General features: G+C 69.7%; 20 protein-coding genes. 8 read left to right on the top strand and 12 right to left on the bottom strand.

The annotated features are described in order from the left end of the window. Window positions 1-27: 27 nt before the first annotated feature. Together ACZ3HV_RS21555 and ACZ3HV_RS21550 are read left to right on the top strand one after the other, a co-directional pair. Complete coding sequence (locus ACZ3HV_RS21555; RefSeq protein ID WP_465686755.1) at window positions 28-978, top strand: helix-turn-helix transcriptional regulator; 951 nt, start codon at window positions 28-30, stop codon at window positions 976-978. After that, complete coding sequence (locus tag ACZ3HV_RS21550) at window positions 978-1,523, top strand: MOSC domain-containing protein (protein ID WP_465686754.1); 546 nt, start codon at window positions 978-980, stop codon at window positions 1,521-1,523. Before ACZ3HV_RS21555 ends, ACZ3HV_RS21550 begins: the two co-directional genes overlap by 1 nt. On the opposite strand, the gene ACZ3HV_RS21545 is transcribed toward ACZ3HV_RS21550, so the two are convergent. The 3 genes from ACZ3HV_RS21545 to ACZ3HV_RS21535 all read right to left on the bottom strand — a co-directional run bounded on the left by ACZ3HV_RS21545 (window position 1,509) and on the right by ACZ3HV_RS21535 (window position 5,723). Beyond that, window positions 1,509-2,315 carry a biotin--[acetyl-CoA-carboxylase] ligase gene (locus ACZ3HV_RS21545; protein ID WP_465686753.1) on the bottom strand — a complete coding sequence of 269 codons (807 nt, stop codon included), beginning with the start codon at window positions 2,313-2,315 and terminating at the stop codon, window positions 1,509-1,511. The two genes, ACZ3HV_RS21550 and ACZ3HV_RS21545, sit on opposite strands and share 15 nt — an antisense overlap. Beyond that, window positions 2,315-4,942, bottom strand: coding sequence for a phosphoenolpyruvate carboxylase (locus tag ACZ3HV_RS21540; RefSeq protein WP_465686752.1), 2,628 nt, complete (start codon window positions 4,940-4,942; stop codon window positions 2,315-2,317). Before ACZ3HV_RS21540 ends, ACZ3HV_RS21545 begins: the two co-directional genes overlap by 1 nt. A 154-nt stretch (window positions 4,943-5,096) precedes the next feature. Beyond that, window positions 5,097-5,723: a TetR/AcrR family transcriptional regulator gene (locus tag ACZ3HV_RS21535; RefSeq protein WP_465686751.1), complete on the bottom strand. Its 627-nt coding sequence runs from the start codon at window positions 5,721-5,723 to the stop codon at window positions 5,097-5,099. Window positions 5,724-5,789: 66 nt separating this feature from the next. On the opposite strand from ACZ3HV_RS21535, the gene ACZ3HV_RS21530 reads away from it, so the two are divergent. From ACZ3HV_RS21530 to ACZ3HV_RS21520, 3 genes are all read left to right on the top strand, one after another. After that, window positions 5,790-6,272: an SCP2 sterol-binding domain-containing protein gene (locus ACZ3HV_RS21530; protein WP_465686750.1), complete on the top strand. Its 483-nt coding sequence runs from the start codon at window positions 5,790-5,792 to the stop codon at window positions 6,270-6,272. A gap of 274 nt (window positions 6,273-6,546) precedes the next feature. Then, complete coding sequence (locus ACZ3HV_RS21525) at window positions 6,547-8,124, top strand: acyl-CoA carboxylase subunit beta (protein ID WP_360363880.1); 1,578 nt, start codon at window positions 6,547-6,549, stop codon at window positions 8,122-8,124. Beyond that, window positions 8,121-8,330 carry an acyl-CoA carboxylase subunit epsilon gene (locus ACZ3HV_RS21520; RefSeq protein ID WP_360363882.1) on the top strand — a complete coding sequence of 70 codons (210 nt, stop codon included), beginning with the start codon at window positions 8,121-8,123 and terminating at the stop codon, window positions 8,328-8,330. The genes ACZ3HV_RS21525 and ACZ3HV_RS21520 overlap by 4 nt, the downstream gene beginning before the upstream one ends. A 140-nt stretch (window positions 8,331-8,470) precedes the next feature. Here ACZ3HV_RS21520 and ACZ3HV_RS21515 read toward each other — a convergent pair whose 3' ends face one another. Next, complete coding sequence (locus ACZ3HV_RS21515; RefSeq protein WP_465686749.1) at window positions 8,471-9,670, bottom strand: Maf family nucleotide pyrophosphatase; 1,200 nt, start codon at window positions 9,668-9,670, stop codon at window positions 8,471-8,473. After that, window positions 9,667-11,358: a DUF885 domain-containing protein gene (locus tag ACZ3HV_RS21510; protein ID WP_465686748.1), complete on the bottom strand. Its 1,692-nt coding sequence runs from the start codon at window positions 11,356-11,358 to the stop codon at window positions 9,667-9,669. Before ACZ3HV_RS21510 ends, ACZ3HV_RS21515 begins: the two co-directional genes overlap by 4 nt. Before the next feature lie 89 nt (window positions 11,359-11,447). Between ACZ3HV_RS21510 and ACZ3HV_RS21505 the strand changes: the two genes are divergently transcribed. After that, window positions 11,448-12,701, top strand: coding sequence for a neutral zinc metallopeptidase (locus ACZ3HV_RS21505; protein WP_465686747.1), 1,254 nt, complete (start codon window positions 11,448-11,450; stop codon window positions 12,699-12,701). On the opposite strand, the gene ACZ3HV_RS21500 is transcribed toward ACZ3HV_RS21505, so the two are convergent. Next, window positions 12,681-13,016 carry an MmcQ/YjbR family DNA-binding protein gene (locus ACZ3HV_RS21500; RefSeq protein ID WP_465686746.1) on the bottom strand — a complete coding sequence of 112 codons (336 nt, stop codon included), beginning with the start codon at window positions 13,014-13,016 and terminating at the stop codon, window positions 12,681-12,683. The two genes, ACZ3HV_RS21505 and ACZ3HV_RS21500, sit on opposite strands and share 21 nt — an antisense overlap. 2 nt (window positions 13,017-13,018) lie before the next feature. Beyond that, entirely contained in the window at window positions 13,019-14,437 is a 1,419-nt protein-coding gene (locus tag ACZ3HV_RS21495; protein ID WP_465686745.1) for a DHA2 family efflux MFS transporter permease subunit, read from the bottom strand. 95 nt (window positions 14,438-14,532) lie between these two features. Between ACZ3HV_RS21495 and ACZ3HV_RS21490 the strand changes: the two genes are divergently transcribed. Together ACZ3HV_RS21490 and ACZ3HV_RS21485 are read left to right on the top strand one after the other, a co-directional pair. Next, entirely contained in the window at window positions 14,533-15,075 is a 543-nt protein-coding gene (locus ACZ3HV_RS21490; RefSeq protein ID WP_465686744.1) for a TetR/AcrR family transcriptional regulator, read from the top strand. Between the two features lie 33 nt (window positions 15,076-15,108). Continuing rightward, window positions 15,109-15,849: a threonine ammonia-lyase gene (locus ACZ3HV_RS21485; RefSeq protein ID WP_465686743.1), complete on the top strand. Its 741-nt coding sequence runs from the start codon at window positions 15,109-15,111 to the stop codon at window positions 15,847-15,849. Window positions 15,850-16,037: 188 nt separating this feature from the next. Here the strand turns inward: ACZ3HV_RS21485 and ACZ3HV_RS21480 are convergent, their stop codons facing one another. The 5 genes from ACZ3HV_RS21480 to ACZ3HV_RS21460 are packed head-to-tail and all read right to left on the bottom strand — an operon-like array spanning window position 16,038 to window position 20,236. Then, window positions 16,038-16,586 carry a hypothetical protein gene (locus tag ACZ3HV_RS21480; RefSeq protein WP_465686742.1) on the bottom strand — a complete coding sequence of 183 codons (549 nt, stop codon included), beginning with the start codon at window positions 16,584-16,586 and terminating at the stop codon, window positions 16,038-16,040. Window positions 16,587-16,638: 52 nt separating this feature from the next. After that, a complete protein-coding gene (locus ACZ3HV_RS21475) occupies window positions 16,639-17,940 on the bottom strand; it encodes a DUF58 domain-containing protein (RefSeq protein ID WP_465686741.1) in 1,302 nt (433 codons plus the stop codon). Next, a complete protein-coding gene (locus ACZ3HV_RS21470; RefSeq protein ID WP_465686740.1) occupies window positions 17,940-18,920 on the bottom strand; it encodes an AAA family ATPase in 981 nt (326 codons plus the stop codon). Before ACZ3HV_RS21470 ends, ACZ3HV_RS21475 begins: the two co-directional genes overlap by 1 nt. A gap of 6 nt (window positions 18,921-18,926) precedes the next feature. Further along, entirely contained in the window at window positions 18,927-19,520 is a 594-nt protein-coding gene (locus ACZ3HV_RS21465) for a hypothetical protein (protein ID WP_465686739.1), read from the bottom strand. Continuing rightward, window positions 19,517-20,236 carry a DUF4129 domain-containing protein gene (locus ACZ3HV_RS21460; RefSeq protein ID WP_465686738.1) on the bottom strand — a complete coding sequence of 240 codons (720 nt, stop codon included), beginning with the start codon at window positions 20,234-20,236 and terminating at the stop codon, window positions 19,517-19,519. The genes ACZ3HV_RS21465 and ACZ3HV_RS21460 overlap by 4 nt, the downstream gene beginning before the upstream one ends. Window positions 20,237-20,245: the final 9 nt, after the last annotated feature.

Raw genomic sequence — 20,245 nt, 5'->3', positions numbered from 1 at the left:
CGGGCCTGGCGGCGGCACGATGGTCCCATGACAGTGCCATCGGCCGGGCCTCCGGCGCCGGCGAGTCATGGGGCCGACGTGTTCGCCGCCTTCGTCGAGGTGCTGGCCGAGGCACTGGACGATCACGGAGCGACCGGCACCGCCGACCTGGCCGCTCGCGTCCAGCTGTCCCGGTCGCACCTCGACAGAGTGGTCGCGGCCGCGGCGGGCGAGCGACCGGGCGCGTTCCGGCGCCGGATCCTGCTGGAGCGGTCCGCGTACCGGCTGCTGACCGGGCCGGGCCACATCCTCGACGTCGCGGTCGAGGCCGGCTACGGATCGCACGAGGCGTTCACGCGCGCCTTCAGCCGGGCGTACGGCGTGGCGCCGGCGGCCTGGCGGGGTCGTCCGGACCGGATCCGGATCGACGCGCCGAGCGGCATCCACTTCCATCCACCGAACGGCCTGCGTGTGCCGGCCGGGGACAAGGTGAGCTCCATGGACCTCGTTCGTACGATCGTCGACCATCACATCTGGTTGCTGGGCAAGATGCTCGAGCAAGCTGCCACGCTGACCGACGAGCAACTCGACCGCCCGATCGAGATCTCGGTCGAAGGCATCGACGACCACCCGACACTGCGTTCGCTCCTGTCGCGCCTGGTCGGTCAGCTCGCCATGTGGCACGCGAATCTCGCCGGGCAGGAGTACGACTTCGCTGTAGAACAAGGCGAAAGCGTCCAGAGCATGCGTCACCGGCTCGACGAGGCCGGGCCCGCGTTCGCCGCCGAGATCGGTGAACTCTGCAGCCAGAACCGCCTGGACGAGCTGATCGTCTGCCCGGGCGACAACGTCGAGGTCTACACCGCGGGCGCGATGATCGCCCATGTCATCACGTTCGCCTCGTACCGTCGTACGCTCGTCGCCGGTGCTCTGCACGACGCGGGCCGCGACGACTTCGACGGTGGCGATCCGATCCGCTGGATCACCCTGGCAAGCTGATGTCCGCGCGACTGATCGCGGTCAACGTCGTCCACGAGATCATCCGTGGACCGACCCGCTGGACCGCGATCGACAAGCGCCCGGTGCCCGGGGCGGTCGTGGTCGAGGAGCTCGGTCTGGTCGGCGACAAGCAGTGCGACACCCGGTACCACGGCGGCCCGGACAAGGCGCTCTACGCCTACGCCGAGGAGGACGCCGACTGGTGGTCGGTCGAGCTCGGCCGGGAGATCTCGCCCGGCCTGTTCGGCGAGAACCTGACGACTCATGGCCTCGACGTCACCAGTGCGCTGATCGGCGAACGCTGGCGGATCGGCGGGCCGACGACCGGGATCCTGGTCGAGGTCCGGTCAGCGCGCACGCCCTGCGGCAACCTGGCGGGCCGGATGGGGATCCCGCGATTCCATCACCGGTTCGCGCGTACCGGTCGGGTCGGGGCCTACCTCAAGGTGCTGTCGACCGGCTCGGTGCGGGCCGGCAACCGGATCGTCGTGGTCTATCGGCCGGACGGCGGGAAGACGATCGGCGAGGTATCACGCCGGGCGTAGATGGGTGACGTCTCCGGCGGCCAACGGGCGCGGACCTTCCCGGGTGTCGACGATGAGGCGGCCGTCGTCGGCGAGGTCGCGGGCGGTGCCTTCGAGGAAGGTGCCGTCCGGCAACTCCACGCGAACGGCCTGCCCGAGGGTGGCGGAGAGTTCGCGGTACTCGGGGAGGATCGTCGCCGGATCGCCGTTCGCGTCGACCCAGGTCTGGTAGCGGTCGGCGAGCTCACGCAGTACGACGGTCAGCACGGTGGCCCGATCGGTCGTGGCCGCCTTCTCGAGGGCTAGCGAGGTCGCCGCGGGATGCGGCTTCTTGTCGTCGCGCAGAGTGACGTTGAGGCCGATGCCGACCACAGCGGCCGGGCCGTCGACTCGTTCGAGCAGGATGCCCGCCAGCTTGCGGTCCTCGATCAGTACGTCGTTCGGCCACTTCACGAGCGCGGGGATCTCCCCCACCCGTCGTACGGCGGCTGCCACGGCCAACGGGACCAGCAGACCGAGCCATGGCCACCGGGCCGCGGGTACAGCCGTCGGACGCAGGAGGGCCGACATCAGCACGGCAGAACGCGTCGGCGTGGTCCACGTGCGCCCCAGCCGGCCACGACCGGACGACTGGTACTCCGCGGCCACCACCAGCCCCTCAGCGGCCCCCGCGGACGCCGCCGCCGCGACAACCGCGTTGGTCGACGGCGTCTCCGCGAGTACGTCGATCTGCGTCCAGAACGAGCCAGGTCGCACCAGCCGCCCGCGCAGGAACCGTGCGTCGAGGGGCGGCCGATCCAGGTCGCTGAACATCAGCCGGTGTTCTGCAGGCCGGCAGCGACACCCGAGACGGTCAGCAACAGCAACCGCCGGGTACGAACGATCTGCTCCTCGTCGAGTGAGTCATCGGTCCGCAGCGTTCGCAGTGCCCGCAACTGCAGGTAGCTGAGGGCGTCGACGTACGGGTTCCGCAGTTCGACCGCTCGGCCCAGCACGCGCCGCCCGGCCAGCAACCGGTCCTGGTCGAGCACCTTGAGCACCCACTCGGTGGTGAGCGCGTGCTCGTCGAGCATCAGCCGGGTCAGGTCCGGCCGATCGCCGAGCTCGAGATAGCGGCCCAGGATGCGCCGGTCGGTCTTCGCCAGCGACATCTCCGCGTTCTCCAGCATCACCTGGAACAGCGGCCAGTTCTGGTTCGCGTCCCGCAGCGCGGCGACGTCCCCGACGGCCGAGAGCGCAGAGCCGAGGCCGTACCAACCAGGAGCGTTCACACGGGCCTGCGACCACGCGAACACCCACGGGATCGCCCGGAGGTCCTCCAGCGACGACACCGCGACACCACGCCGGGCCGGCCGCGACCCGAGCGGCAGCTGACCGAGCTCCTCCAGCGGAGTCACCCGCCCGAACCACTCCGCGAAGCCATCCGCCTTCACCAGCCGGTGGTACGTCGTACGCGCGGCCTCGTCGAGGGTCTTCTCCACCACGGCGAACCGATTGGCCGCCGCGGCAGCCCGCTCCTCGATCGCCGGAGTGGATGCGAGCAACGTCGCCGCCGTCACCTGCTCGATGTGCCGCTGCGCGATCGCCGCGTTGCCATAACGGGCCGGGATCGCCTCACCCTGCTCGGTGAGCTTGAACCGCCCGGCCACCGACCCGGGAGCCTGAGCCAGTACGGCGCGGTTCGCCGGGCCACCGCCACGGCCCAGTGCCCCGCCACGACCGTGGAACAGGGTCAGCCGGACCGCATTGCGCTGCGCCCACGCGGTGATCCGCGCCTGAGCGTCGTACAGGGCGAGTGTTGCCGAGACGGGTCCGACGTCCTTGGCGGAGTCGGAGTACCCGAGCATGACCTCGAAGCGCCGGTCGTTGGCGGTGAGCCGGTGCCGGACCCGGGTGAGCTGGATCGCGTTGTCCAGCACCTCCACCGAGTTCTGCAGGTCTTCACCGGTTTCGAACAGCGGTACGACGTCCAGCTCGATCGGACGCCCGTCCATCGCGGCATCCGCCAACTCGTAGACCGCTGCGAGGTCTCCGGCATTGCGGGTGAACGAAACGACGTACCGACGGCACGCCTCGGGGCCGAAGCGCTGCTGGATCTGACCGATCACCCGCAGCGTCGCGAGCACCTCTTCGGTCTGGTCGGAGAGCTCACCGCCGCCCAGCACCTCTTCGAGCGCCTTGGTGTGGACCGAGGAGTGCTGACGGACCTCCAGCTCGGCCAGGTGGAAGCCGAACGAGTTGACCTGCCAGATGAGTTGCTGGAGCTCGCCGTACGCCTGGCGTGGTGCTCCAGCGGTGACCAGAGAGTCCTGCAGCACCTTGAGCTCGTGCAGGAAGTCAGAGGCCCGCGGATAGCCGAAGTCGGCGTCGCGGGCGCGAGTTGCGGCCAGCCTGCGCGCCGCGAGCAGCAGGAGCTGGCGGTGCGGTTCGGCGGGTGAGCGAGTCTCGATGTCCGCGATCAGGTCCGGGTTGACCGCCCGCGCGTCCTCCAGGATCCGACGGACCGGGGCGGACGGCGGAGTGGTTGCGGCGTCCAGGGTGAGCGCCCGGCCGAGGACGTCGGTGGCTTGCTCGAGCGCCCGCAGTACGTGGTCGGCCTGGATCTGCATGGCCTCGCGGGTGATCGCGGCGGTGACGTTCGGGTTGCCGTCGCGGTCGCCACCGATCCACGAACCGAGCCGGACGAACGGCGCCACCACCGGCGGGCGCATCCCGGCCGCGTCACCGGCGAGCGCGTCGTCCAGCCGCCGGTAGACGTTCCCGACGACATCGAAGAGCGTCTCCTCGAACACGGCCATCGCGGACCGGACCTCGTCCAGCGGAGACGGCCGGCTCGTGCGCAGTTGCGACGTACGCCAGAGGATGTCGACCTGCTCGATCAGGCGGCGCCGGTTCTCCGCGAGCTCGCTGTCGCCGGTCCGCGGGTCGCCACGCTCGTCCAGCAGCGACGAGATGCGCCGGATCGTGGCCAGGACTGCGCGCCGCCGGGCCTCGGTCGGGTGCGCGGTCAGCACCGGGCGGAACTCCAGCCCGTTGAGCAGTGCGCGGGCCTGCTGCTCGCCGCTGTCGTGGGAGATCTGCTCGACCGCCTGGGCGAGCTCGGAGATCGCCGGTGCGTCCCCGGAGCGGTCCCGCTCGCGCAGCACGCGGGCGCGGTGCAGTTCCTCGCTGAGGTTGGTCAGGTGGAAGTAGCAGGTGAACGCGCGGGCGACGTCCTCGGCTCGCTCGTACGGCCAGGACGCGACGAGTTGCTCGGCCGCGGCGCCGTCACCGGCGATGGTCAGCTCCCGCAGTTTCTCGACGTCGTCGAGCAGCGGCTGACCGGCGTACTCGACCAACACCTTGCCGAGGATCTCGCCGAGCAGGCGGACGTCGGCCCGAAGTTCTTCGGGCACCTCGAACCGTGCGCGGGTACGGGTCTCACTTCCGGTCTCGGTCACGTTCGCCCACCCTATCGGGGCGGACCCGTCATCGCCGCAGAGTCCGCCAGCTGGAAGCCCGATCGTGACCCCGCGCTCAGCTACTTCCCAGTACGGCGGGACCGGGGAGGATCTCGGCCCGAATCGGGTGGGCAGGATCCTCCCCACCCGGCGGTCAGACGTTGGCGAAGCCGCCGCCGACGACTTGGGAGACAACCTTGGCCAGCTCGACGGGGGTGCGGTCGGTGCCGTCGACGACGAGCATCCGGGCGCAGGCCTCGGTCATCGAAGCGAGCAGCTCGGCCAGGACCGGCAGGTTCGCATCCGGGTCGGTGACGCCGGGAAGGGACTGCAGCAGGGTCAGGCGCAGTCCCTCGACCAGGAACGCGCGAGCGGCCCGGACTCGCTCGGCGACCGCGGGCGCGGCGCCGTACTGCGCCCCGAAAACGATCCGCCAGGACTGCGGGTTCTTCGCCGCCGTGGTGAGGAAGGCGGTCAGGCCGTCGAGGACGTGTTCCTCGGGGGTGCCGACGCTCGGGTCGGCGGGCAGCGCGGAGACGATCGAGGCGACCAGGTGCTGCTCCTCGCGGCCGAGCAGAGCTAGCAGCAGCTCGTCGCGGTTCGCGAAGCAGTCGTAGACGACCGGCTTGGTCACACCCGCGGCGTCGGCCACCGACTGCATCGTCGTACCGGCGTAGCCGTTGGTGGAGAACACCTCGAGGGCCGCGTCCAGGATCATCGGGCGCCGGCGTTCCGGCCCGAGATGCGCCGCCCGGCGGCGCTTCTCGGAATCCTCAACCACTTGACAAACCTACCAGATCGTAGGAAATTCCTACGGTCTGGTAGGAACTGCCCGGGGGTGGTCGCGATGGCCGAGCGAGGCAGTGCCGTGTGGCTCGAGTCCGCAGGACTCACCACGCTGGACGCGAAGGAACTGGCCCGGCTGGTCGACCGGACCTCGGAGCGGGAGCTTCGGCATCGGCTCATCGGGGGTGTGCGAGAGATCGCGTTGCGCGAGATCTTTCGCCGGATGCCGGAGTATCTCCGCCCCGCCCGGGCCGCCGGGTTCGACGCAGTCGTCGCCTGGCAGATCACGGGGGCCGGCGGGGACGGTCGGCCCGAGGACGTGGACGAGCACTGGATCCGCATCCGCGACGGCCGCTGCACGGTGCTCGCCGATCACCCCGAGCCTGCCGACATCTCGATCCGCACCGATCCGACGACCCTGCTTCGCGTCGTCACGGGCAACGAGGACCCGGTCGTGGCCGTGCTGAAGCAACGTCTCTCCGTCCGCGGCGACCTCGCGTTGGCCGCCCGCCTCACCAAGATCTTCGCCGTCGGCCCCAGCTGACCTCACCGATCGAGGCCCGACCCTTTCTGCTCCTGCGGGGCGCGGCGCCCGCCATCTCGGTCAGGATCTCGTCCTCACCCGCGCCGGTCCGCCCACTGATGCCGATGGCAATCGTCCGCGCGGCCACGGGTTCCCCGGCCGCAGACTCGCGACCCGCGCCGGGATGTCGAGCGCGTCCGCCAGGGCTGGACCTATCGGTGACACGGTTCAGCGGGACTGTTGCGGGGAACATCACAGCGCCGGTACGCCGTACTGGCGCGTAGGCTGCCCGCTTATGGGAGAGACGGTGAACATCCACACGACTGCCGGGAAGATCGCCGACCTCGAGCACCGGCTCGACGAGGCCGTGCACGCCGGGTCGGAGCGCGCGGTGGAGAAGCAGCATGCCCGCGGCAAGAAGACCGCCCGCGAGCGGATCGCGCTGCTGCTGGACGAGGGCTCCTTCTCCGAGCTGGACGAGTTCGCGAGACACCGGTCGACCAGCTTCGGCCTGGACGGCAACCGCCCGTACGGCGACGGCGTGGTGACCGGGTTCGGCACCATCGACGGCCGCCAGGTATGCGTGTTCGCCCAGGACTTCACCGTCTTCGGCGGCAGCCTGGGCGAGGTCTTCGGCGAGAAGATCCTCAAGGTGATGGACCTGGCCACCAAGATCGGCTGCCCACTGATCGGCATCAACGACTCCGGCGGCGCGCGGATCCAGGAGGGCGTGGTCAGCCTCGGCCTGTACGGCGAGATCTTCCGCCGCAACGTCCGTGCCTCCGGCGTGATCCCGCAGATCTCCCTGATCATGGGCCCCTGCGCGGGCGGCGCGGTCTACTCCCCGGCGGTCACCGACTTCACCGTGATGGTGGACGAGTCGTCGTACATGTTCATCACCGGCCCGGACGTGATCAAGACCGTCACCGGCGAGGACGTCACCCAGGAGGAGCTCGGCGGCGCGCGGACGCACAACACCAAGTCCGGCAACGCGCACTACCTCGGCAGCGACGAGGAGGACGCGATCGAGTGGGTGAAGGCCCTGGTCGGTCACCTCCCGCAGAACAACCTCGAGGACCCGCCGGTGTACGACGCTCCCGCGGACCTCGAGCTCACCGAGACCGACCTCGCGCTGGACACGCTGATCCCGGACTCGCCGAACCAGCCATACGACATGCACACCGCGATCGAGGCGGTCGTCGACGACGGTGAGTTCCTCGAGGTGCAGACGCTGTTCGCGCCGAACATCATCGTCGGCTTCGGCCGGGTCGAGGGCCGCCCGGTCGGCGTGGTCGCGAACCAGCCGATGCAGTACGCCGGCACGCTGGACATCGACGCGTCCGAGAAGGCGGCCCGGTTCGTCCGTACCTGCGACGCGTTCAACGTCCCGATCCTGACCTTCGTCGACGTGCCCGGCTTCCTGCCCGGCACCGATCAGGAGTGGAACGGCATCATCCGCCGCGGCGCCAAGCTGATCTACGCCTACGCCGAGGCGACGGTGCCGATGATCACCGTGATCACCCGCAAGGCCTACGGCGGTGCGTACGACGTGATGGGCTCGAAGCACCTGGGTGCGGATATCAACATCGCCTGGCCGACGGCGCAGATCGCGGTGATGGGCGCACAGGGTGCGGTGAACATCCTCTACCGCCGCGAGCTGGCCGGAGCCGAGGACCCCGAGTCCCGCCGGCAGCAGCTGGTCACCGAGTACGAGGATCACCTCGCGAACCCGTACATCGCGGCCGAGCGCGGCTACATCGACGCCGTCGTCAAGCCGAGCGAGACCCGCGCCGAGATCGTCCGCGGCCTCCGCCTACTGCGCACCAAGCGCGACACCCTGCCGCCCAAGAAGCATGGGAACATCCCCCTGTGAAGGCCGAACCGATCCTGCAGGTCGTCAAGGGCGACCCCACTCCCGAAGAGCTGGCAGCTCTCGTCACGGTCATCGCCGCCCGCGCGGCTGCCCCGGCACCCGCTCCCGAACCCGAACGAGCCAACAACTGGGCCACCTACTGGCGCAACGCCCGTACGCCGTTCCACCCCGGCCCGGGTCGTTGGCGCGCGAGCGCCCATCCGTGACACTGGCTGCCGAATCCATCGCACCGCTCTGATCGCCTGCGTCTACCGAGCGGCCGAGTGGCGCCACAAGTCCGTCGAACTGGCCGCCCACGACCTACTCCAGCAACTGGACGCCAAGACCGGACTGACCGCCTAGAGCGTCAGGTCCGGCGGAAGCGGATCAGGGGGTAGATGGGGGTCTGGTCGGTGGTGCGGGCGGGGCCGGGGAACGTGGTGGCGCCGTCGAGGGTGAGGCCGTGGCGGGTGGCCTGCGCGACCAGGTGGGTCAGGGCGTCTTGGGCGCGGGACTCGTTCGGGGTGCGGCCGTCAGCGTAGCGGCCGGCGTCGGATTTCTCGGTGGTGGTGATGAAGACTCCGCCGGGGCGCAGGACCCGCGCTACCTCGGCGATGACTGGTTCGCTGTTGTCCAGCAGGTGTAGGAGCCAGATCGCGATCACCGCGTCGCAGCGGCGGTCGGCGATCGGAAGGGTGGTCGCGTCGGCGGCTGCTACGTGACCGGGCAGCCGGATCCGCGCGTGGTGGAGCATCGCAGTGGAGATGTCGACGCCGTGGACAAGGTTGCCCAAGGCAACCAGCTCGGCTCCGACGCTGCCTGTGCCTACAGCCAATTCCAACACCCGCCCACCGCCGGCTGCGCCATGAAGGAGGGAGTGAACGGCGAGGGCCGCGGACTGGGCGCGGACGGTGCCTCCGCGGGTGTCGTCGTACGTGGCTGCGACGGTCTCGTCGTAGCTGAAGCTCGGTGTCGACGTCCAGAGGGCCGGCCAGGGGATGCCTACCTCGATGAGCATCCGGCGGAGGAGCGGCAGGGAGAGGCCGACCACGTTGTGGTAGTCGCCTTCGATGACCGAGACGAACGGACCACCGAGGCCGTCGACGGTGAACGAGCCGGCGACCACGAGCGGTTCGCCGGTGGCGACGTACGCGTCGATCTCCGCGTCGGTGAGGTCGGCGAAGTGCACGGTGGTGGACGCGAGCTCGCGCAGTTCCTGCTTCGAGTTGGTGTCGATCAGGCAGTGGCCGGTGTGCAGTACGCCGGACCGCCCGCGCATCGTCCGTAGCCGATCGCGCGCGGTCTCCGGCGTACCGGGTTTGCCGTACGCGACGCCGTCGAACTCGAGCACCGAGTCGCACCCGAGCACGGTCGCGTGGTCATCAAGGGAAGCGACCACCGCCCGGGCCTTGAGGGTCGCGAGCAGCCGCGCGAGCTCACCCGGGTTCTCGGCGGCGATGTGGTCCTCGTCGACCCCGGAGACGATCACCTCCGGCTCGACCCCGGCATCCCGCAATGTCTTCAGCCGCGCCGGCGACGCCGACGCGAGCACGAACCGGGGCTTCACAGCTTCGCGAGGGCTCGGCGCAGCGGGTCGAGGCCGATCGACCCGAGGTTGAGCGCAGCGGAGTGGAACGTCCGCAGGTCGAACGCGGATCCCTTGCGCTGCTTGGCCTCCTCGCGCGCCTGCAGCCAGATCCGTTCACCGACCTTGTACGACGGCGCCTGCCCGGGCCAGCCGAGATAGCGGTTCAGCTCGGCCCGCAGGAACTCGGTCTCCATCCGGCAGTGCGCGCGGAGGAACTCGAACCCGATGTCGGCGTTCCACCGCTCCCCCGGACGCCAGCCGAACGGGTTGTCCCGCGGGATCTCCAGCTCCAGGTGCATGCCGATGTCGACGATCACCCGGGCCGCCCGGAACCCCTGCGCGTCGAGCATGCCGAACCGCGCGCCGGGGTCCTCGAGGTAGCCCAGTTCCTCCATCAGGCGTTCGGCGTACAGGGCCCAGCCCTCGCCGTGACCAGAGACCCAGCAGGCGATCCGCTGCCAGCGGTTCAGCAGGTCCGTGCGCAGCATCGTCTGCGCGCACTGCAGGTGATGCCCGGGCACGCCCTCGTGGTAGACGGTGGTGACCTCACGCCAGGTGGCGAAGTCGTCGACACCGTTCGGCACCGCCCACCACATCCGGCCCGGCCGCGTGGTCAGGTCCTCGCTCGGTGGCGTGTAGTAGATCGAGCCGTCCGAGGTCGGCGCGATCATGCACTCGAGGATGCGGATCTCGTCCGGGATGTCGAAGTGCGTGCCGCCGAGCTCGACCACGGCCGCGTCGGACATCTGCTGCATCCAGTCGCGGAACGCGTCCTTGCCGTGGATCTTGCGGCCCGGGTCGTCGTCCAGCAAGGCGGCGGCCGCCTCGATGCCGGGGTCGCCGCCGTTCAGGCCGGCCGCGATCGCCTGCATGTCCGCCTCGATCCGGGCCAGCTCCTGCCAGCCCCAGGCGTAGGTCTCCTCGAGATCGATCGTCGCGCCCAGGAAGTTGCGGGAGGCCAGCGAGTACACCTCGCGACCGCACGCGTCCTTCTCCGTCGCTCGCGGCGCCAGGTCGGACGTCAGCCACTGACCGAACTGCTCGTAGGCCTTCCGCGCCGAGGCAGCGGCCGCCTCCACGCTCGACTTGACCGCGCTGTCCGGCGCCCGGCCGGCCAGTCCGGCGAAGAAGTCGTCCCCGTCGGCGCCGGTCCAGCTGGCGATCCGGTCGGCCAGATCCTTCACCTGCCGCACCGCCGACACGCGGCCCTTCCCGGCCTGGTCGAGCAGCGAGTCGCGGTACCCGTCCAGCGCCGTACCGACCTGGTTGAGCCGGATCGCGATCGTCTCCCAGTCCTGATCCGTTGCCGTCGGCATCAGGTCGAACACCTGCCGGATCTCGGCCGCGACCGAGGCGATCGCGTTCACCTGGTGCTGCGGCAGGCCGGCCTCGTACGTCTCCAGCTCGAGCCCGAGGCGCTCCAGGAACGCGTCCTTGGCGACCTCCTCGCGCGGGCTGCCCGTCTCGATCGCCCGCGCCTCGGCGACCGATCGCCGGGTCAGCTCGATCAGGCCTTCGAAGCCGGACGGAGAGTAGTCCGGTAACGCGTGGTCGTGACCCGCGATCCCCATGAAGGTCGCGGCGGCCGGCTGCAGAGCGACGTACTGCTCGAGGTAGCGGTCGGCGAGCTGGTCGATCGGGCTGTTCGGCGTGAGTGCGTCGGTCACCTGGCCGACCCTACCTCGCAGGGGTGCGGAGGGCTGACCTGTTTGTTGCCGATACTGTGGCCGAGCGATTCTGAGGAAAGGAAACGGGGTTGAGTCAGCCACCCTACGGCGGTCCGGGTCAGAACCCGCCGTACCAGCAGCCGGGTCCGCCACCCGCCCAGTACGGCCCGCCACCCGGTTCTTACGGTCCCCCACCACAGCAGTACGGCGGTCAGCCTCAGTACGGCGGTCAGCCGCAAGGCCAGCCGCAGTACCGCCCGGCCTCGATGGCGCCGCAGCAGGGACCGGGCTTCGGCTGGGGACCCAGCTTCGGGCCGCCCGGTCCTGGTGGGCCTGGTGGTCCTGGTGGTCCGGGGTTCCAGCCGGGCTGGCAGCCGCAGCGGCCGAAGAAGAAGTCCAAGGGACCGCTGGTCGCGATCCTCGGCCTGGTCGGGGTGGCCGTCGTCGGCGCCTGGATCTTCGGTGTGATCAAGAAGAACGCCGACAACGACTACACCCCGCCGGTCAGCTCGCGCCGGTACACGCCGGAGCCGACCACCACCTCGGAGCCGACCGAGCAGCCCACCGAGGAGCCGACCTCGACGTCGTCGACCTCAGCTCCGAAGCAGGCCCCGTCCGACGCGACGGTCGTCGCCAAGAACGCGCTCTACACCGTCGGCCAGATGCGCACCGTGAACTGCAAGGAGCCGAAGGTCCGGCCGACCACCGCCAAGAACGCGGCGTCGTACTGGGCCGCGCTCAAGCCCTGCCTGGACCAGTCATGGGCCCCGCTGGTGGCGAAGGCGGGCTACAAGTTCACGGCGCCGCAGATGCTCTACTGGTCGGGCACCAGCGTGCACAGTCCGTGCGGCGACGGCCCGGTCAACGTGCCGTTCTACTGCTCCGGCAACCACATGATGTACATGAAGGTCGACGTCTTCGTGAAGGCGTACAACGAGTACCCGGACGCCGAGTCCAAGGCGTATGCGCGGATGTGGTACTCGCGGTCGATCGCCCACGAGTACGGGCACAGCGTGCAGTACATGACCGGGATCCTGCAGGCGTCCAGCCGGATGCGGTACGAGCAGACCGACTACGCCGGCCAGATGCGGATGACGCGCCGGATGGAGCTGCAGGCGAACTGCTTCGCCGGTGTCTTCCTGGCCGCGAACAAGCGCAGCTACCCGATCAACGGGATGATGCTCTACGTCTGGAAGAAGTGGGTCGTCACCGCCGGAGACAAGCCCGAGCAGGGTGACCACGGCAGCGTGGCCAGCCAGGCCCGCTTCATGGGCAAGTCCTTCACCAACGCGAATCCGGCCAGCTGCAACACCTTCGCGGCGTCACCCGCCAACGTCAGCTAGGTCCGGCGGGGCGACCTGCTGCCAGGAGTCGAGCAGGATGTCGTGCAGCTCGTCGGCGTCCTCGAGCGCGGCGAGGCGGGCCCGAACCCAGTTCGAACCCGCCTCGTGCGGCGGAACCCAGAACTTCTGAGGTTCCGCCGCGATCAGCTCCGCCCGCTCCAGCCGGGGACACCGCACCGCGAACGACGTCTGGTCGTCCGGAACCGTCACGAACATCCGCCCCGCGACATCGAACGTCGGGTGTCCCCACCGCTGCTTCTCCACCGTCGCCGGGAAGGACAGCGCGATCCGTCGTACGTCGTCAGCGTCCAGCACGCTCACACTGTAAGGCGTTTGCGGCCCGGGAGCAGGAGTGCGACGATCGCGCCGGCGGCGACGATGGCGGCGCCGGTCCAGACCGCGGGGACCAGTCCGTCGGCGTACGCCTCCGGGGACTCGTAGGAGCCGGCCGAGGCGAAGACTGACGCGAGTACGGCGACGCCCATCGCGACGCCGACCTCACGGATGGTGTTGTTCGTGCCGGACGCCACACCGCGGTCCGCGTCGGACGCGCTCGCCATCACGACACTCGCGGCGGGTGCGAAGGTCAGGCCCATTCCGACACCGGCAAGGACGAACGGGATGACCATCTCGCCGTACTGTGTCGTGGCTGTCGTGATCAGAGCCAGCCAGCCGAGCGCTGCGGCGAGCAGCACCTGCCCGGTCGCGATCAGGACACGCGGCCCGACCCGGTCGACGATCAGGCCGGCGATCGGTGCGACCACCATCGGCGCCATCGTCCACGGCATCGTCCGAATACCCGACTCCAGCGGGCTGTAGCCCTGCACGACCTGGAAGAACTGGGCCAGCAGGAACACCGAGCCGAACACGCCGACCGAGAACGTGAACGAGGTGATGTTCACGACGCTGAACGCCCGTACCGAGAACAACCGCAGCGGCAGCATCGGAGCCGCGGTCCGCCGCTCCCAGCCGACGAACGCGGCCAGCAGCACCACACCGGCGACCAGCGAGCCCAGCACGCTACCCGACGTCCAGCCGTCATCGGCACCGTGCACGACACCCCAGACGATCGACAGTACGCCGGCCGCCGACAGGACCAATCCGACCAGATCCAGGCGCTTCGCCGTACCCTTCGACTCGGTCAGCACGCGGGCGGCGAGCAGTACGGCGATCACGCCGACGGGCACGTTCAGCCAGAAGATCCACTGCCAGTTCAGGCCGTCGACAACAGCTCCACCGACGACCGGACCGACCGCGACGCCGAGTCCGGAGATGCCACCCCAGATGCCGATCGCTGCACTGCGCATCTTCTCGGGTACGGCGCCGGCCAGCAACGTCAGCGACAACGGCATCACGGCTGCCGCGCCGACACCTTGAATCGCGCGGGCCCCGATCAGCATCCACGGCTCGGTCGCCAGCGCGCAGGCCGCCGAGGCGAGCGTGAACAGGGCGATCCCGGCGAGGAAGATCCGCCGGCGACCGAGCCGGTCACCGATCGCCGCCGCGGTCAGCAGCAGGGCGGCGAAGGACAGCGTGTAGGCGTTCACGAACCACTGCAGGTCGGACAGGGACGCGCCGAGCTCGGCCTTGATCACCGGCAGCGCGTTCGTCACGACCAAGTTGTCCAGCGTGACCATGAAGGTGGGAATCCCCACCGCGGCCAGCACAGCGCCGAGCCCGAAGCGGCGGGCCGGCGGTGTGACCTTGTCCAGCTCATCGAGAGCGGTCGACGTCATCCCAAGCTCCTAGTTGTAATTCACTGATAACAAGTTCGTGGAACCAAAGTATGCATCCACTGATAACATGTCAAGGGACGCGAAGGAGAAGATCCATGACGAGGGTTCGGTTGACGGCGGCGGAGCGGGGCGAGGAGGTGCTGCGGGCGGCTGTGCAGGCGTTCGGAGCATCCGGGTACGAGGGCACCAAGACGGACGAGATCGCCCGGATGGCGGGTGTGTCCCAGCCCTACGTGATCCGCCTGTTCGGCACGAAGCAGCAGCTGTTCCTGGCCGCCGTACAGTCCGTCTGCGACCGGATCGAACAGATCTTCCGCGAGGCGGCCGAGGAGTCCCCCGAGCTGAGCAGTCTCGGCCACAACTACGAGCGCCTGCTGGAGGAGCCGGAGCTCCTGCTGGTTCTCCTGCACGGCTTCTCAGCCAGCGGCGACCCAGCCATCGGCGACTGCGTCCGCAATCGCTTCGGCGGCATCTACCACCTGATCCGAGACCTCACCGGCGCCTCCCCCCGAGAGGCCCGCGAGTTCCTCTCCACCGGCATGCTCCTCACAGTCATGTCAGCCATGCAAGTCCTCGGCCCCGACGCCATCACCCTCCCCTGGTCCGAAGAACTGACCTCTACCTTCGGCACCGACTGAGCCCGCGCGTACTCCCGGCTAGACTCCTGTGGCGTGCTGGAGACGCGGCTTGATCTTGCTCGGGTTCGGGCGGCTCGGCGGGTTATCGACCCGATCTTTCTAGACACTCCCCTGTACCCCTGTGAGGCGCTGGAGCCGGCCCTCGGGTGCGCGGTGAGCATCAAGCTCGAGACGGCGAATCCGGTCCGCAGCTTCAAGGGACGCGGCACCGAACTGGTCACGACCCAGCTCGCCGAGAGCGGCTCACGGGCCGTGGTGTGCGCCAGCGCGGGCAACCTCGGCCAAGCCCTCGCGTGGTCCGGTCGCGGACGCGGGCTCGACGTCACCGTCGTGGCGTCCCGCTTCGCGACCGTCGCCAAGCTTGATCGCATCCGCGCGCTGGACGCCAAGCTGGAACTGGTCGACGGCGACCACGAGTTGGCTCGCGAGCGGGCGGCGGCAACCCACTCCTGGCACCAACGACGCGTCGTCACCACCGACTCCACCAACACCATCGCCGACGGAGTCGCCGGCCGGTATCCCATTCCGGCCGTCCTGGACGACCTCCTCAAGGTCGCTGACGACGCCGTCCTGGTCCAGGAAGCGTCGATCATCGCCGGAATGCGGCTGCTCCTCGACCGCGCGGGCCTGGTCGTCGAACCGTCGGCCGCGCTCGGCATCGCGGCGATCCTCGAAGACCGTGACCGCTTCGCCGGCCGACACGTGGTCACCATCGTGTGCGGCAGCAACGTCGACCTCAACGCCTACCACCGCTGGGTCGGCGCGGCAGGCTGACGGGTTCCTCCGTCGCCGTAACTGAATCGTCCTTGTGCATCCACCGACCATTGTCGGGCCTGTTCGGTGGTCGACCGGTGCACAAGGTGGCGGGAACCCCTGGCTGACGGAAGACCTGACGCGATCCGCTGCGTGAGCCTCGTTCCACCAGAGCGACCGCGGGGGCAGGTGTGGGTGTACCTGCTGGGCTAGTCGCGGGTGAGTTTTTGGCCGGCGGCGAACCAGATGGTGGCGGTGGCGAGGAGGAGGGCGCCGACGGTGACTAGGAGGGATCCCGGGATGTCAGCGCCTTGGACCAGAGCGGCGGCTATGGCGACTACTGGGACGAGGAGGGTGGCGATTGCCCCCGGCAACAGCCAACGGCGCAGGGCGTCTCGGTGGATTCGGGCGTACGACGGGAGTTGGGCGCTGAACGCGGTGGCCAGGTGGACCAGGAGTAAGGCGATCGCGGTGATGGCCAGGCCCCAGGTCGGCTTGCCCGGGGCTCGCATCAGCCAGCCAAAGGTGACTATCAGGAGGAAGACCAACCCGGCCAGCGAATCCGGTAGGACCACCGTCGCGAGGAGCATCGGGACTCCGAGCAGTGGGATCAGGTCCATCTGGTCCCAGGACTGCAGCGCCGGGACCACGAGTGCGACGGTTCCCGCGACGGCGATCACCAGCCTTGCCAGTAGTACGGCTCGTCCGGATGCCCGCAGCTGGGCCAGCCACAGCGTGATCCTCTCGGCGGCCGTCATCAGTACCTCCCCCGATCGACAGCCGTCATGAGCGCATCCTCGAGGCCCGCGGTCATGAGCGCATCCGCGGGGCGGCGGATAGCCGGGACGCGTCTCGGAGGACCTCGTCCAGGGTGCCGGCGCCTCGCCAGCGCACGGTCGGTACGCCGAGGTCGCTGAGGCGGTCGAGGTCGCGGCGTCGTTCCAGCAGCCGCAGGCGCCAGGCGAGCGGCCAGGTCCGGGCGTCGTGCTCTTCGAGGTCGATGATCGACGCGACGTCCGGTGGCAAGGTGTCCACGGCGATCACCGTGCAACCCGAGTGCACGAGCGTCACGACGTACCCGAGCGTTGCTTGCCTTAGCAGCGGGCTGAGCACCAGCACCAGGCTGTCGGACCTGATCCGGTTCCGCCGGGCCAGTTGTTCTTCGTCCTGCTGGCGGCCCCGGCGATCGGCGTGCACGAGGGTGTCGAGGATCCGGCGCAGGTGGCCCCGGCCGCTGCCGGAGCGGACGCCGCGGACCAGGTTCCCGGTGTCGATCAGCCGGACGCGGTCGCCGTGCCGCAGGTAGTGCTCGGCGATCGACGCGGCCGCTCGTACGGCGGTGTCCAGGCTGCTCGACCGCCCGTCGATGCCTTCGCTGATCCCGATCTCGCCGCCGGTGTCGAGCAGGATCACCACTTCGGTGTCGCGATCGGACCAGGTCGACGTGACGTGCAGCTCGCGGGTCCGCGCGGACACGGACCAGTTGATCCGCCGCAGCCGGTCCCCGGTGCGGAACGGCCGTACGCCGGCCAGCTCGGTCCCCTCACCCGGTCGCCGCGAGCGATGCAGCCCCACCAGTCCGGCCGGCCGCGGTACGGCGTCGACCGCCTCGAAGCCCTCCCGCAACGGCAACGTGGTCACGGACAGCGGCTCCGCCGACGTCACCTGGACCCGATAAGCGCCGAGCGTCGAGGTCGCCGCAACCGTTGGTCGCTCCAACGCCCGCTGACCCCACCGCTTGGACCTCAGTCCGACTTCGAGCGTGACGGCACCGTCCGACACCGGCTCCGCGATCGCCGCCTGCGGTGGGTCGTACTGGAACCACTGCGACCGCGGCAAGGCTGCCACGATCAAATCGATGTCCGGGTCAACAGTCCCGGACACCCGCAGCCGGTACGTCGTCGCTTGTCCCTCGAACAACACGTCCGTGTCGAGCTCGGTGTGCACGTCGGGCCGTTCACGCGGCCGGAAGTACCGTCCCCAGACCGCGACGAACGCCAGTGGCAGCCCGAACACCGCAGCATCCGGCCGCCGCGCGAGCACCGCGATGCCAAGCAGCACGGCGGCCGCGCAGACCGCCCGGATCTGCGCATGGGTCGGTTGCCATCTCATCAGCGGGAAGCGCTGACCACGGTCGGAGGTGTCGCGACCGTACCGAGCACCGTGCGGACCACGGTCGCGCCGGTGACCTCATGCAGCCACAGCTCCGGCCGCACGGTGATCCGGTGCGCCAGAGCAGGTACGGCGACCGCCTTCACATCCTCTGGTACGACGTAGTCCCGGCCTTGGATCACGGCGTACGCACGGGCCGTCAGGAGCAGCGCGAGCGAGCCACGAGGTGATGCGCCGACGAGGACCTGCGAGTCCCGACGGGTCGCGGCCGCGAGCTCCACGCAGTACTGGCCGACCGTGTTGTCGACGGCGACCGTTTCGACGGCCCGTTGGGCGGCACGCAGTCCGGCGGCATCGGTGACGGCGTCGACCGTCTGGTCTTCCTGGCGGCGGCTCATCCGGCGACGCAGTACCTCCCACTCCTCCTCGGCGCTCGGGTAGCCGAAGCCGATGCGCAACATGAAGCGGTCGAGCTGGGCCTCGGGTAGCGGGTAGGTGCCTTCGTACTCGACCGGGTTCGCGGTCGCGAGCACGTGGAACGGGTTGGGCAGCGGGAAGGTCTGGCCCTCGACGGTGACCTGGTGCTCCTGCATCGACTCGAGCAGTGCGGCCTGGGTCTTCGGCGGGGTCCGGTTGATCTCGTCGGCCAGCAGCAGGCCGGTGAAGATCGGCCCCGGCCGGAAGACGAACTCCGACTCCTTCTGGTCGTACACGAACGCGCCCGTCACATCCGACGGCAACAGGTCGGGCGTGAACTGCACCCGGCGGAACTCCAGCCCGAGCGCCTGCGCGAACGACCGGGCTGCCAGCGTCTTCGCCAGGCCGGGGTAGTCCTCCAGCAGCACGTGCCCGCCCGCGAGGATCCCGGCGAGCACCAGCTCCAGCGCCTCAGACTTCCCGACCACTGCCTGGCTCACCCGCTCAAGCACCCGGCGGCTCAGCTCAGAGACCTCGCCGAGCGTTAGGTCGTGATCAGTCACAGTTCCTCACAGGTTCTCGATGGTGTGGATCGCGTACTCGATCTCGTCGAGGGACGCGGTGCGTTTGTCGTCGCCGGTGATCAGACCCCAGAGCCGATCGCCGGTGAGCGCGCGGGCCCGGTCCGGCTCGCGCTCGGGATCGATGCCGTGGCGGTGCACCAGGCGATCGGTGGTCAGCTCCAGCAGCAGCGGGCGGATCCGCCGGATGAACGTCTGCGAGCCCTCGCCGGCCCGGCGTTCCCGGCTGGACTCCTGCAACCAGGTGGCGATGAACTGGGTGCCGTTGTCGTTGCTCCGGGCCCGCAGCACGGCCAGCTCGTCCTGCCGGCCGGGCCAGTTGGTCTCCAGCACCTGCGGGCCGATCAGCCGGATCGCCAGCGACCCGAACCCGATCGCCAGCGCCGCGGTCACGAACCACAACGGCCGGGGCGCCATCCCGGCCGCCGCAAACACGCCGACCAGCAGCAGGCTCGCCAGCACGGTAATCCCGACATGCTGCAGAAGCACCTTGTCCAGCCGCAGCGACCGGACCTTCTTCCGCTCCTTGGGATCCGGCGGCGGTCCCTTCTCCTCCAACGGTGACCACCGGTACGACGTCATGACGCGGCTCCCGCGGTGTCGGCAACAGCCAGCTCGTCGCGGAGACGAAGGAGCGCGGCCCGGGCCTCGGTGCGCGCCTCCTCGGTCGAGCCGTGCGTGGAGTAGCGGGCCTCGCGGTACAGCTCACCGAGCCGATCCAGTTGCGGCTCGGAGATACCCCCGACGCCCAGGACCCGAACGGTGAACTCGGCCGGCGTCTCCGACGCATCACGCGCCACCCCCGCGGACGCGGCCGCCTCCTCGAGCGCGACCCAGCACGCGATCACCGCGTCGGTCGCCGTACCGGAATCGATCCGCGCCAAGCCGGTGTCGACGGCCTCAGCCAACCGATCGGCCTTGATCCGCTCCCACTCGGCGTCCGTCGTCTCTGCCTGCGGAAGCTCGACCTTGCGGATGATGCGGTAGATCAGCCGGCCCAGGAACAGCGCGATCACCGCGATCAGGAGGTAGACCAGCGCCTGCCACAAGGCCTTCAACCAGTCCGGCACCGGCCGGGGCTTCACGTTGCGCTGCGGCGGCGGCCCGACCGGTGTCGGCACGTTCACGGACTGGGTCGGCGTGAAGGTCGGCAGCGTGCGCGGGCTGGACCGCAACGTGCTCTCACTGACCGGCCGGACCGAACCACCGGCCGACGCGAGCACCACGAATCCGGCCGCCACGACCCCCACGAGCAGGACGGCGGCCAGCGCGAGCGCACCCCGACGCTGCGTCTGCATCTGGGAAGG

It is taken from the genome of Kribbella sp. NPDC020701, assembly GCF_055562215.1.
Note: the sequence above shows the minus strand (reverse complement) of the source record. Positions and strands in the feature narration are given on the sequence as shown.